We start from the raw sequence: 13,024 nt of genomic DNA, 5'->3' as shown, positions 1-13,024 counted from the left end.
TCAATCCCCCCGGTTCATCGGCGTCGACGACGCCGATGTTCGACCCGCTTCCAGGCCTCGGGCCAATCGTTCCACCCTCGCTCCTCCTCGGCCCGCAGCCCGGCGACGAGCTGCCCGGCGACGAGCGCCGTCGACCATTGCTCCTTGGCAGCAAGCCGCAACCACTCCTGAGCCACCTCGCAGTCGTGGACATCGCCGAGGACGTCCTGCAGGCCACCCAGGTCACGCTCGAGTTTCTTGGACCTCGACCCCAGGATCGGCCGCGCCGCGCCTAGGGCGGCCCGGCAACGTTTCGCGACGATGCGGGTCCGATGGAGCACCGCCGGGCTTGGATCCCGTTCCAGGTGAGCAATGTGGCGATCGAGCTTTTTCCAACGCCGCCGCACCATCGCCCGGAGGTGATCCTTGTCGGTGACCTCACCGGCGCCGGGCCGATCGGGGTCGGCGAGACCTGCGACCGATTTCACCAACGCGTCGAGCAGATCGACGTATCGACTGCTCTCCAGCGCCTCGAGAACCATGGCGCCGGCCTGCTCCGCTTGGAGGTCACAACGGTCCACCAATTTTTCCAGCGCCTTGGTGTCCAGCGGCGAAACCTCGTTCTTAGCTGCGACCAACCGGGCACGCAGCACATCCAAATCACGGCGGGCGCTCGTGGCATCAGCCAGCCACCCGAGCTCCCGAGCGAGCGCTGCGGCCGATGGCCCATCGAGCACGTCGAGAACATCGACGAAGGTGCGAAGGTCGGACCGGAGCCGTCGGACCGCCACCCTGAACTGGTGCAGGTCTTCCTCATCGCCGCCGAGGCGGATGCGGGGGTCATGGAACAGCAGCTGATCGAGCGAACGGGCCATGGCATGCCCGACGGCCTCATGGACGGTTGGCTCCGGCGGCAACGTTGGGACGACCACGTCGGGTGGGCCCAGCTGGTCGGTGCCGAGCACCCGCATCAGCTTCGGCACCTGCGACCCCCGCCGACACCCGGCGCTGCGCAGTGCCGTCACCATCGCTCGTCGGGCCCGCTTGGCTCCGAACCCGTCGAGCTGCTCGACCTCGACCTCGTCGAACTCCAGCACTGGACCGTCGGTGCGGGTGCCGCAGACGTGGTCGACCGCGACTTCGACCAACCCGGCACCATCGCTTGTCGTCAAGCGTTGGGTAACCCTGGAGGTGACCAGCGTTGCGACGACAGTCGGTGTCCTGCCGCGCAGTTGGGCGGTCAAGAGCCCCAGCAACGCTCTGGGCACGTCCGTTTCCGGGCCGTCGACGTCGACCTCACGTCGCGCAAGGTGGTGTGACTTGCGCGACCTCGCCGGAAGCTTGACGGTCCATCGACCCCCGCTTGGATCCGACCGATACCTCAACGTGATCGACGACCGGGCGAGCGCCAGGTCGTCGGTGTCGAAGTAGCGGGCGACGAGCCGTACAGGTTCGGCTGGGCCGACGCCTCCACCGGTTGGTCGTGTTCCGACGACGACGTCCAACAGGCCGGGCATGGAAAAACCCGACGGCGGCACCAGCTTCGTTTCGACTTCCATCATATATCGACCTCCGTATGCGTCATCAGCTCACCATGTGCCTCACTTTGACCGACCGGCGACCAGGTCTGCTCACCCGCTGCGGGTGACTGCGCGTCATACCCCCACCGGGCTCCCCGCAGGCTCGTGATCGGCAGGGTCGCCGTCGCGTGCTGGCGACTCGTGGGGAAGCCCGCCGGTGAACGCCAGCGAAACGAGCGCCAGCAGCGCTGCCGCCAGCAATCCGGCCTTGAGTGCCTGGAGCTGAGCGGTCTCGTAGTCGTCGACGATGGCGGCGCCGGTGCGCCCGTCGATGTCGGCCTGGGCGGCCGCCGCCTCGATCTGGGATGAGTCAACGAAGTCGATGCCGGGCTGGGCGGCGACGCTCACCTGCGCGCTCACCTCGTCGGCGATCCTGGTGTCGGATTCCACCTGGTTGACAAACGCACCGGTCAGCCCGGCCAACACGATGGCGCCGATCAGCGCCACCCCGAGCGACGAGCCGAGCTGCTGTCCGGTGTATTGCAGCCCGCCCGCCTCGCCTCGACCGGAGGCATCGACCGAGGACTGCACCACGTTGCCCAGCTGGGACACGATCAGGCCCATACCCACGCCGAGCACCGCCATCGACACGGCGAACCCGGCATCGCCCAAGTCCGGCTTGACCGTCGCCAGCAGCGCGACGATTGCAACGACGGTGGTCATCAGGCCGGCGCGTACGATGCCCCGAACCGGGAAGCGGCCCGACAGGCGTGACCCGACGGCGGAGGCGATGAACATCGTGATCGAGACCGGCAGCATCTTGATGCCGGTCTCCAGCGCATCGAGCCCGATCACCAACTGCAGGTACAAGGGGATCACGAAGAACACACCCATGAGGATGAGGTTCTGGGAAAACAGACCGATCAGCCCGGAGCGCAGCGGCACGATGCCGAGCAGCCCCATGTGGACCAGCGGGTCCTTTCCATGCCGCTCACGACGGTGCTGCCAGGTGACGAATGCCCACAACAACACCCCGCCGGCGGTGATCACAAAGATCGTCAGCGAGAAGCCAAACACTTCGATCGGCGAATCCTTCGGCCTGATCCATCCCCAGGTGGACGACTGCAGGGTGCCCAGCACGACCGCTCCCAGGCCGGTTGCCACCAGGACGCTTCCGACGACGTCGAGCTTGGGCGGGGTTTCACCGGTCTTTGCGTCGCCGATCAGGTGGGTCATCGCCAGGATGAACAGCACCAGCACCACCTCGCCGACGAACACCACCCGCCAGGACAGCTCGGTGGTGGCCCAGCCCCCCAGGATCGGGCCGATGGCGATCCCAGCACCGGCGACCCCGCCGATCACGGCGTAGGCCACCTTGCGTGCCGAACCCTCGAAGTTGCCCGCGATCAACGCCGCCAGCGCAGGCAACACCAAGGCTGCGCCAATGCCCTCGAGGATCGACCACCCGAGCGCCAGTACCGCCACCGACGGGGCCACGGCGGTCAACGCCGAGCCGCATGCGTAGATGATCAGCCCGACGGTGAACGCTCGCCGCCGGCCGATGATGTCGCCGATCTTGCCGCCGGTGAGCATCAGCATCGCCATGACGAGGCAGTACAGGGTGATGACCGCCTGGATGGTGGTGACCGTGGTGTCGAAGTCGCGGACCAACTGGCTGATCGAGACGTTCATCACCGACTGATCGAGCACCATGACGAACTGCGCCGTGCCCAACGCGATCAGCGGCAACCACTTCTTCACGACCCGCTCCCCCTGCCGAGCGACCCGCCACAGCGGCCTCGCGTGTGCGACGAAGCTACCCGGCGTCCGAAAGGCTGTGCAGGATTTTCACTCGACGAAGTTCTCGTACGCGGTTGCAAACCGTCCTCAGCTATCGCTGATCAGGGCGACGAGGCGGTGCAGGGCGTCGCCGAGGCCGTTTGGGGCACCCGATGACGGCGACCCACCGGGGTGCTGCGGGGCGACCCGCACTCGGAGCGCCCCTGGACGGGAGCGAAACTCAACCGGGGAGTCCATCACCAGCGCCTCGCCGTCGACGCCCAGTGGGATGGGCTGGTCGGACTCGACGACAAACTCGGCACAGGTCCACGACGACGACAGGCGACTCTCCCCGCGTTCGCGTGTGGCGGCCACCCCGAGGACGCCGCCGTCCAGCCGCGGCCTGGTCCCGTTACCGAACAACGCGCCCAGCCGGTAGGGGTTGTTCGACACCATCAGCACCGCGGCCGACCCGCGATCGCTTCCGTCCGGGCCGAGCCAGCGCATCGCCGCGCCGCCGTCCGCATCGGGACCGACCACGTCGGAGACCGTGTCGAGCAAGGTCGACACCTTCGCGTCGCGATAGCCGTCGCTCTGCACCGCAGAGGCATACACCCCCATCGACACGTTGTTGACGAAGACCCGCCCGTTCACCTCGGCCAGGTCCACCCGGCGCTCGCGACCGCCGGCGACGAAGGCGTCGAGGGCGCCGACCACGTCGTCGCGGTCAACGCCCAGGTCGAGGGCGAAGTGGTTGCGGGTGCCGGCGGGGATGCACGCAAACGGCAAGTTGTTCGCGGCCGCAAACGTCGCAACCAGAGCCTGCGTGCCGTCCCCGCCGGCGGCAGCCAGGCCGTCGGCACCCCGGGCGACGGCGTCAGCGACCAACTGCACCAGGTCGTCGCCTGGCTGCAAACCGATCGCCTCGATGCCCCGGGCCGCGGCCTCCGCCGCCAGGTTGTTGGACACCGCCTTCCCGCCACCCGACTTGGGGTTGTAGATGACGACCGGTCGACGCGGCGGATCCACTTCGGACAGCTCGGACGTCGGTTGAAACGTTCGGCGGGTGGCAACGGCGACACCCGCCAGGAGCGCGGCGAGCACGGCCAAATCCAGCACCATGTTCTTGGCGACCAACACCACGATCGCAGCGAGCAGTACCACCACGGCCGCTGCGGCCAGCACCGCTCGGGCAACGGAGCGACGGCGCGCTGCCTGATAGGCGGTGGTCGCCCCTCCGATCAGCAACGCCCCGAAGAGCAGGCCGAACGGAAAGTTGCGCACCACGGCCACGATCAGTGCCGCCAGAAACAGGACAAGCAGCACGAGGGTGAGCGCCGCCCAGCCTCGCTGCGCACCGCTCGGCCCGACCCGCCCGGTCGACCCCGCACTCATTCGGTAGCACCCGACCCAAAAAGATAAGAACCCATCTCAGCATGCTGACCGGGTGAAAGGGCGCCGTCGTCACCCGCTGCGGGTGATCTCGCGCCGGGCCTGACGCGTTGCCGGCGAGTCGAAGCAAACGGAGCCCCTCGGCCAGAGGGGCTGAGGGGACGTCGGCGGCGACCGTTCATGACGCCGGTACCAGGCATCCCGACTCGGCCAGTGCGTACTGCAGTTCCACGAACGCGGCGGCGCTGAGGTCGACGTCCCACCACTTGCGACGCTTGCCCGCCGTCCACCCCACCCAGTGCTTGCGGACACCTGTGGCGTGAGGGCATCCAACCGTGATGGATCGGCGACCTTCGCCTATGCGGAGGTAGGCGCCAGACCGAATCTCGACGGCGGCGCCTCCGTCGTTGCCGGTGTCGCGACGAATGAACAGCGTGCCGGTCTCGACCGCAGCCGGCAGTGGGACCAGGCGGCGGCCGGTGCCCATGCGGTGGGTGAGGGCGATCCCCTCTTGCGTCACGGTCAGCCGCGAGCGGAACGCCTTGGCGGCCCACAGCACGGCGATGATGGCGGCGACCAACAGGCCGACCGCAACGAGAACCACGACAGGTTCCCGGACAATCTGCGACAGTGACGGATCATCGCCGACGACGGTCGGGCTTGGATCGGCGACCAGAGCAACGCCCACAACGACGAACCACACGACCACCAGACCGGCAAAGGTTCGCCGTATGCGGTGATCGATCCCGACGAGGGTCAGGTCCGCATCGTTGCTGCCCGGCGCCGCACCGACGGTGTCGGGGTGCTTGTCCCGGAGATGACGGCCAACGTTGGCGCCCTTCAGGCTGGTGGCGCACGCCGGGCACGGCAGGTTGGCATCGGGGTTCCCAGCGCCGCGCCGCTGGGCGGCATCGACCGATCGGCCTGCGGTGCTCTTCTGATCGATGGTCCGCAAACGAGATCTCCCCGAACTCGGGCGCTCGAAGCCACCCACCCAGACGAAAGAAACCGTACTCGTCGCCGCACTGTCTGCGTCGAAGATTGATTCATCTGCCGGAGGCGGCGACGGGAGTCGCTATCGGCTCGGCGAGTGACCAGCGAAGTGCTCCAGAAACGCGTCGAACTGATGCTCCTTGTCGAAGCCGGTCGTCATCAGCCGCCGGCCGGCTCCGCCCATAGCCCGTGCCGAGTCGCGATCGACGCCGAGCCGTTCGATCGCAGCGGCCAGCCCGGCGATGTCACCGGGCTCGACCAGCAGGCCGGTCTGGCCCTCATGGACCACTTCCGGCGTGCCGGCCAAACGGCTCGAGACCACCGGGAGGCCCATCGACATCGCCTCGAGCAGCACGTTGGGCAGGCCCTCCTTGTAGAGGCTGGGGAGCACCAGGACGTCAACGATCTCGAAAACGTCGGCTGGCGTGCGCGTGAATGGGTGAAACTCCACATGGTCCTGCAGGCCCAGTTGGCCAACTTTCGCCCGCAGCAGGCCCTCGTCGGGCCCGTCACCCACGAGCAGCAGGTACACATCGGGCAGGCCCGAGCGGATCCGGGCGACCGCCTCGAGCAACCCCACCTGACCCTTGCGATGCTCGAACGACCCCAGGTTGCCCAACACCGGAAACGCACCGTCGGGCAGCACGTACGCCAGCCGCGCCCGTTCGGCCCGCTCGGCATTCGGGGTGAACGTCGCCACGTCGGTTCCCTGATAGATGAGGCTCACCCGGTCGGCGGGGATGCCGTAGTGCTCGATGAGGTAGTGCCGTGTGAAATCGGTGATCGAGATCACCTGGTAGTTGATGTCCTCGGGGGGCGCATAGAACTCGCGCAGGTACTCCGGGACGATCGTGCCGGTCTTGGGCTGCAACACCGTCGACAGGCCCGCCTGCTCGATGCACCGCGCAGCAAACCGGGAGCAATGGAAGCCGTCCCGAGGAGGATGGACGGTGCAGACCGCAACGTCCGCCGCTGCCAAGGCATCGATCCAAAGGTTCTGGTGGGCGACGTCCTCGGACACGACGTCGTCGAACCCGTAGGTGACCACCCGCGCGTCGGTGGTCACGCCGTCCCGGGCAACGAATCCTCCGGAGGGAGTCAGCAGCGTGACCTCGTGGCCTTTCGCCAAGAACACCCGAACGGCTTCGGTCACCCAGATCTGGGTCCCGCCGTGAAGGTGGGTGTCCTCGATGAAGCAGACGTGCGTCACTGAGACTCCGATGCGCGATCGAGGCGATCGACGATCTGCCTGAAGGTGTCCGTCAGCGAATCGAGCGAGTAGCGGGCGAGGACCGCCTTGCGGTTGTGCGCCTTCCGTTCGGACTGGCTCTCCGGATCGAGGAGGGCGGAGGTGAGGCTGGCCAGGAGGTCCTCTGGGAACGCACCGTCCGGAAACTCCTCGTAGAGGATCACCTGCTCTGAAGGGCGGCCCATTCCGACGACCTCCTCGAATACTGCCCGGGGTTCGTACTCGCTACAGACGAGGGGGATGCCCGCAGCGGCCGCCTCCGGGATCGGCAGGCCGCGACCCTCCTGCATGCTCGGAAACACCACCAGGTCGGCGAGATGATAGATGTCGACAATGTCGAGCTTGGTCGTCAGTGACGGATGGGTTTGGCATCCGACGGAGAAGGCTTGGAAAAGCCGGCGACCGACGTCCAAGGGCACCGAGTTCAGCGTCGACCTGTACGCGTCGAGCAGCCGGTCCATCGCATCTCGATGCTCGATCGGAACCGGCCCGCTGACGTGGAGCGTCAGGGTCATTTCGGGACGTTGATCGAACACGAACCGGAACGGCTCGTACTGCAGAAGCGCGGCGATCAGTTCCCAGTCCCTCCAGATGCGCTTGCGAGGCACGATACGGGTCGGCTGCAAGAGATAGAGCGCACCGTCGGCGGTGATGTCGAGCTGCAGATCGCGATGTGCCGCGCACACCAGCGGCGCTTGATCGGCCATCCACGTGCCGAGCGTCTGCTGAAAGCGACCGACGGAGGCGGGCTCGATCACCGGGGTTCCGCCGAGCACGTGAGCCATTTGCCGACGGTTCTCGACCTTGCGCGCCGGCGTGGGTTCATCGAAGAAGCTGGCATCGATGGCGGTTCCGATCGTGAAGACGCTGTCGGGATGGAAGTGGAACCGGTCGATGAGACGCCGCGATTGCACCGGGTTGATGTTGGCCTGTACCCAATTGCGACCGTTCCACGGAAAGATGCGTTGGAGGAAGGAGAAGAACTCCTCGTTGTCGTGGTTACGGAAGAAGTGGTCACGCGGGCCGGGTTCTTCACCCGGGTTGCGTTTGCATCCGGCCTTGCCGCCTTCCCAGTAGAAGTCGTGGTTGTTGTTGATGACCGCGCAACCGGTCACCTCGGTTGCGAGCACGATGGCCAGCGCGTAGGCCACATTGCCGGGGTTGGAGTTCGTATTGACGATGACGAGGAGGCCGAGGTGGTTGTCCTCGATGTAGTTAACGAGCCGCTCAGCGAGGACGAGCGCCTGCTGCCACATCTCGGCCGACAGCTCGCTTGACTGCTGACTCCCCGGCGGCAGGTCCTCGAAGAAAAGACGGGCGAACCACTTGCCATCGTCCCACTTGTCCCAGCCGTCTGCTCCCTCCAACCGGCAGCGTTGCCACTCCGGGTCGAGGATGGCGTCCGCCTTCTCGCCGAAGTTTCCCGCTATGCAATGGATCGGGGCACCGGGCGAGATCTCGGTGAGGCACCTCGCATACTTGGCGATCTCCATCGACACTCCGTCGATGTCGAAGGCGAAGGTGACGAATCCGATGCCTTGGGCCATACGGTCCCGCAGGCTGGACGACGGGGGATCGAAGGTGTGTCGAGCGAGCTCGTCCAACACCTCGCTGATGCCGTCGCCTGTGTCGACGTGGCGCTGCTTCAGATCCTCAATGCGCACGAGCATTCCGTTTCCGGTTGGCGGGTTTCCATGCCCATCATCGTAGGTTTGGTGACCCGTTCGTAGCCCATTGGCGGTTCGCTTTCGACCCAGGGCTCGTGAGTCCCGCTGCTCAACCCTCGATGTAGCCCGAGTATCATGTGTCCGCCCTTGGCCACATGTGGTGTCAGCGCCGACGTCTGGCCCGGCTTGGAAAATGGAGACCTGCCAATCGACCACCCGACCCCAGGCTCCCACCTGAGCAGATCCACGGCATGGGTTGCTGCGCTGGGCATCGTTGCCGTGACTGTTCTTGCCATCGGCATCGTTGGCTCAACGCGCGCCGAACCGGGCGAGGTAGCTGCGACAGGGGCCAACGTCCCGAAGCCGGCGGACGGCGCCTCAAAACCGACATCGAAGGCTCTTTCGGCGACCCAAGCCCAAGGGGCTCCTGTTCGGCCGTGGATGCGCCGCTTCGAGCCCGGCGAGCGCCCGCCCCAATTCGTGGTGTTCTCCTTTGACGGAGGGGGCTACAAGGAACGCTGGCAGCTGTTCCTCGATACAGCCAAGGCATCCCAGGCGGCGTTCACCGTGTTCATGACCGGCACCTATTTCGTCCCGGAGGCGTCCCGGACCGACTACACCCCACCCGGTAACCCGCCGGGCATGGCCGACGTGGCGTTCTCGAAGAGCGATGAGCAACTGGCCACCCTGTTGACCAACCTCAACCGGGCCGTCGACGAGGGCCACGAACTCGGCAACCACGCTGTGGGCCATCTTTGCAAGGGGATGTCGACCGAGGTGGGTGCCACCTGGTCCGCCGACCAATGGGGTCACGAACTGGACCAGTTCACCGCCTTCTTCGAACGAGCTCGAGACCGAGCGCCCGAGCTGATCGGCGAACCGCTGCTCGCCGACCCCAACTCGGTCGAGGGATTCCGGGCGCCATGTTTGGAGTATCGGAAGGAGGCGCTGACGCCGGCGCTGCGGGAGCGCGGGTACCGCTACGACTCCAGCGCCATCGCTACCGGCGTCGAGTGGCCAACCATCGATGAGGGACTCTGGGAATTCCCCATCTCCACCGTGTACTTCGACGGCGACCGCACCCTCACCCTGGATTACAACCTGTGGTTGCAGTTCAACGGCGGCAAGAACCGACCCGAAGACGCGCCCAGCATGCGGGCACGCACGACGGAGGTCTACGACGCAGTGCTCGACTTCGTGATCACCGGCAACCGTGCGCCGCTGGTGATCGCCAACCACTTCAACAACTGGAGCGGCAACGCCTTCAACCCGGCAACCGCCGACTTCATGGCAGCTGCATGCCCACGAGCAGATGTGCAGTGCGTGCCCTTCACCACCGTGGTCGACTGGCTGGAACTGCAAACCCCCGGCTACCTCGACGCCATGCGAGCCGAGCCCACCGGCTATATCGACATCCCGACGACATAGGCCGGAACCCTGCGCCAATCCCCGCAGCTGTGCGCTGGGAACCCCCGTCGTGTGATCAGTCGGCGAAGACGGTCAACTTTCGAATCGGGGCGTTGTCGGGTGACACCGGTTCGTCGAGGGTGACGTCGGATGCGTCGCTGCTCAGGACAGCTGCGAACCGCCCCGTACGGGCGGCCGACACCACCGTGCTCTGGTCACTCACGAGGTTCAGGTTGGTCGTCGAGTCGACTCCGACAAGCGACGGCTGACCCGACTTCTGAGCGTCGGTCACCACAATCTCCGGAACATTGCCTCCCGGCCCTGAAACTGGCGAAGCAGACAGGGCCTGGGTTGTTTGCAAGCCGGGTTCACCGGTGGCTGTGCCCAGCGTGCGGTCGGTCAGGGGGCGCCACCTGCCGTCCACCAGTTGGCTGGCTTGGGTGTTTGTGCAGAGCAGCTCGCCGTTGATCGAGAAGTCCCCCGTGACGCCGGCTTCGTAGGGTTCGGAGATCCTGCCTTGTGCAGTGATCTCTCTCATGAGGAGCTTGGTCGTTTCCAACCCGGCGTCGGGTGCTTGACCAGGTGGAACACTCCGTGGCGTTGCGGCGCCGGGCGCCGGCGCGGTGACGATCACTTCGCCGGACTCTGTGACGGTGGCTCCAGGCGGTGCGGTCACACCCGGCGGGATGAAGGTTTGAACGTACGTCGTGGTCTCCGTGGAGCACATCCTCCGCACTGCCTCGGTTTCTCCGAGGTCATCCCACGCGCCGCCGGTCCAGCGGTACAGATGCGACGCATCGGTGTCGGTTCGGACCGCGACGATGACGGCGTCACCTTGCGCAGCGGCCCGCAGATCGGAGAAGCCCCCGTCGAGTCCGGTCAGGTCAGGCCCGTCGACGGTCTCGACAAGAGCGCCGTCCTCGATCTGGTAGAGACGCACGTTGCCCTGAGGGCTGGAACACACGTCGCCCTGCTTCTCTCCTTCGCAGACACCGGCGACGACCGACGTGCTTGTGGTGCCTCCAACGACTTGCCACGAGAACCCTTCGTCGATGGTCACGGTGTCGTCCCATGCCGACGACTCAAGGTCAAAGGCCGAAACGAGCAGAGACTCACCAGTCGTTCCCGACACCACAAAGTGGTCATCCGTGGCGCTGATCGTGTCTGCCGCTGTTGCCAAAGGCTCAGGGAGCTCGACACTTCCGGCCGCTCCAAGACCATCTGCCGTCACAGTGGGGCCGCCGTCTGACCCGCAAGCAACAGCGGTGGCTGCCACGAAGGCAACAAAAACGCACGTCATGAATTTAGTTCTCATGTTGAGGACCACCCCTCATAGGTATGGTGATCAGACTCTGCACGGGGCGTAATGCGAGCGAGTAGATCCGCCGTAAATGGAGCACGAAACCAAATGTAGTCACGCCTGCTTCCGCCGTCGGTGGTCGAACTGGTCGAAAGTTCACCAGCACCACTCGTGGCCTCAGTCCATCCGTTATTGCGGTAGTCGTTCAGCGCTGCGGTTCCGGAGTGACCCGGGGTGATGTTGTAATCCCCGGCTGCGATGTGCGGCGCCACAGTGGTTCGCATGTAGGTCGCTTGGGCCGAGCTGGACGCGTCGAGATCCAGGTGGGTGCTGCAGGCCTTGATGTCGGAGCGGCCGCCAACCGTCGCAACGTTGCAGACATACCCCCGCTGTTCATAGTTGGGATTGACCGGGTAGAGGCCGTAGGAAACGCTGTCAGCGTTGCCGAGGAAAAACATGGCGTTTCCAAAAGATTGGCAATTGGGCTTGCCCAATGGGTGTTGTAAATACGACGCAGATGAATACTCTGGCAGCTGCGCCGCGAGTTGGGCTAATTGGTTTGAGCACACTTCCTGCAGCATGATATATTGCGGCTTCGGGTCCTGCGCCGAGATAGTGTTGACCAACGCAGAAACAACGTCCGGGTTATAAGCAGTGTTCCCTTTGTATCCCCAAATGTTCCAATCGAACACGAAGCCGCCATTGCCTGGACCATGGCAGGCGGGCAACAGGGCTCCCAAAACTGCGAGCGCCACAGCCGATACCGCTAGTCGTCTTGAAGAGATCATGTCGCTTCCCCACGAGCAGTCGTCCAAGTGCGTGTCCGTCCACACTAGCGAAGCAGATTTTTCAGCCCCCATGTCGCAACCTCACCATCGGGGCTTCGCACGCTTCACCATGCGTTCAGCGGACAGCCGCTCCATCGGCTGGGCCAGCTGGTCGCCTCACCGGCAGCCCTGAACATGACCAAATCCTCCCTACGAGCGAGACCGGCTTGCTACGGTCGAACGGTCGCCTGGGTCACGTCTCGTGGAGGGAATTGATCATGACTATCATTCAATCGCGCATCCGGATGTCCGTGGTGTTGCTCGTCAGCATCGCCACGTTGGGACTTGTCAGCGGGTGCGGGTCGGCCGGCGTGCCGCCCAGCAACGTCACCACCCTCGCCGGGAGCACCGCCGGGTTTGCTGACGGCTCCGACACCACCGCCCAATTCAATGGCCCGACCGGGGTGGCTGTCGCCCCCGACGGCACCGTCTACATCGCCGACACCAACAACCATCGAATCCGGGCCACCAACCCCACCACCGGGCAGGTCACCACACTCGCCGGAACCGGGATCGTCGGTCATGCTGACGGCCCCGGCGACACCGCCAAATTTGCTGTCCCGTTCGGGGTCGCAGTCGCCCCGAACGGGACCGTCTACGTCGCCGACACCAACAACCATCGGATCCGGGCAATCGACCCGACCACCGGCTCAGTCACCACCGTCGCCGGAACCGACAATGCCGGGTACGCCGACGGCCCCGGCGCCAGCGCCCAGTTCAACGGTCCGACCGGGGTGACGGTCGCCCCCGACGGCACCATCTACGTCGCCGACTTCTTCAACCATCGGATCCGGGCCATCAATCCGACCACCGGCTCGGTCACCACACTCGCCGGCAGCGGCTCCGGCTTTGCTGACGGCCCCGGTGACACCGCTCAATTCTTCCGCCCGTTTGGGGTGGCGGTCGCCCCG

Annotated in this window: 10 protein-coding genes; 2 read left to right on the top strand and 8 right to left on the bottom strand. The window is 65.6% G+C overall.

Annotation, left to right across the window (positions count from 1 at the left end; genetic code table 11):
• Positions 1–14: 14 nt before the first annotated feature.
• From IPN02_00050 to IPN02_00025, 6 genes are all read right to left on the bottom strand, one after another.
• Positions 15–1,538 (bottom strand): CYTH and CHAD domain-containing protein, encoded by a 1,524-nt coding sequence (locus IPN02_00050; protein ID MBK9295278.1) that lies wholly within the window; start codon positions 1,536–1,538, stop codon positions 15–17.
• Positions 1,539–1,634: 96 nt separating this feature from the next.
• Entirely contained in the window at positions 1,635–3,260 is a 1,626-nt protein-coding gene (locus tag IPN02_00045) for an MFS transporter (GenBank protein ID MBK9295277.1), read from the bottom strand.
• Positions 3,261–3,386: 126 nt separating this feature from the next.
• Complete coding sequence (locus IPN02_00040) at positions 3,387–4,673, bottom strand: diacylglycerol kinase (protein MBK9295276.1); 1,287 nt, start codon at positions 4,671–4,673, stop codon at positions 3,387–3,389.
• Positions 4,674–4,848: 175 nt separating this feature from the next.
• On the bottom strand, positions 4,849–5,625 hold the full coding sequence (locus tag IPN02_00035) for a hypothetical protein (GenBank protein MBK9295275.1): 777 nt from the start codon (positions 5,623–5,625) through the stop codon (positions 4,849–4,851).
• Between the two features lie 120 nt (positions 5,626–5,745).
• Positions 5,746–6,873, bottom strand: coding sequence for a glycosyltransferase family 4 protein (locus IPN02_00030; GenBank protein ID MBK9295274.1), 1,128 nt, complete (start codon positions 6,871–6,873; stop codon positions 5,746–5,748).
• Positions 6,870–8,576 carry a glycosyltransferase gene (locus IPN02_00025; protein ID MBK9295273.1) on the bottom strand — a complete coding sequence of 569 codons (1,707 nt, stop codon included), beginning with the start codon at positions 8,574–8,576 and terminating at the stop codon, positions 6,870–6,872. Before IPN02_00025 ends, IPN02_00030 begins: the two co-directional genes overlap by 4 nt.
• A 444-nt stretch (positions 8,577–9,020) precedes the next feature.
• On the opposite strand from IPN02_00025, the gene IPN02_00020 reads away from it, so the two are divergent.
• The gene (locus IPN02_00020; protein ID MBK9295272.1) at positions 9,021–10,007 is read left to right on the top strand and encodes a polysaccharide deacetylase family protein; all 987 of its coding nucleotides are present in this window, start codon (positions 9,021–9,023) and stop codon (positions 10,005–10,007) included.
• Between the two features lie 55 nt (positions 10,008–10,062).
• Here the strand turns inward: IPN02_00020 and IPN02_00015 are convergent, their stop codons facing one another.
• Together IPN02_00015 and IPN02_00010 are read right to left on the bottom strand one after the other, a co-directional pair.
• Complete coding sequence (locus tag IPN02_00015; protein MBK9295271.1) at positions 10,063–11,313, bottom strand: hypothetical protein; 1,251 nt, start codon at positions 11,311–11,313, stop codon at positions 10,063–10,065.
• Positions 11,298–12,074: an endonuclease/exonuclease/phosphatase family protein gene (locus IPN02_00010; GenBank protein ID MBK9295270.1), complete on the bottom strand. Its 777-nt coding sequence runs from the start codon at positions 12,072–12,074 to the stop codon at positions 11,298–11,300. The genes IPN02_00015 and IPN02_00010 overlap by 16 nt, the downstream gene beginning before the upstream one ends.
• Before the next feature lie 257 nt (positions 12,075–12,331).
• On the opposite strand from IPN02_00010, the gene IPN02_00005 reads away from it, so the two are divergent.
• Positions 12,332–13,024, top strand: a 693-nt coding sequence (locus IPN02_00005) for a hypothetical protein (GenBank protein MBK9295269.1), incomplete at its 3' end; no start/stop codon positions are given.

It is taken from the genome of Candidatus Microthrix subdominans (assembly GCA_016719385.1).
GTDB classification, from domain to species: domain Bacteria; phylum Actinomycetota; class Acidimicrobiia; order Acidimicrobiales; family Microtrichaceae; genus Microthrix; species Microthrix subdominans.
This window is presented reverse-complemented; position numbering and strand designations above follow the sequence as displayed.

Excerpts from the sequence above, each read along its gene's own strand:
- IPN02_00050 (MBK9295278.1), bottom strand. The coding sequence starts at position 1,538 with ATGGAAGTCGAAACGAAGCTGGTGCCGCCGTCGGGTTTTTCCATGCCC.
- IPN02_00040 (MBK9295276.1), bottom strand. The coding sequence starts at position 4,673 with ATGAGTGCGGGGTCGACCGGGCGGGTCGGGCCGAGCGGTGCGCAGCGA.
- IPN02_00020 (MBK9295272.1), top strand. The coding sequence starts at position 9,021 with ATGCGCCGCTTCGAGCCCGGCGAGCGCCCGCCCCAATTCGTGGTGTTC.
- IPN02_00010 (MBK9295270.1), bottom strand. The coding sequence starts at position 12,074 with ATGATCTCTTCAAGACGACTAGCGGTATCGGCTGTGGCGCTCGCAGTT.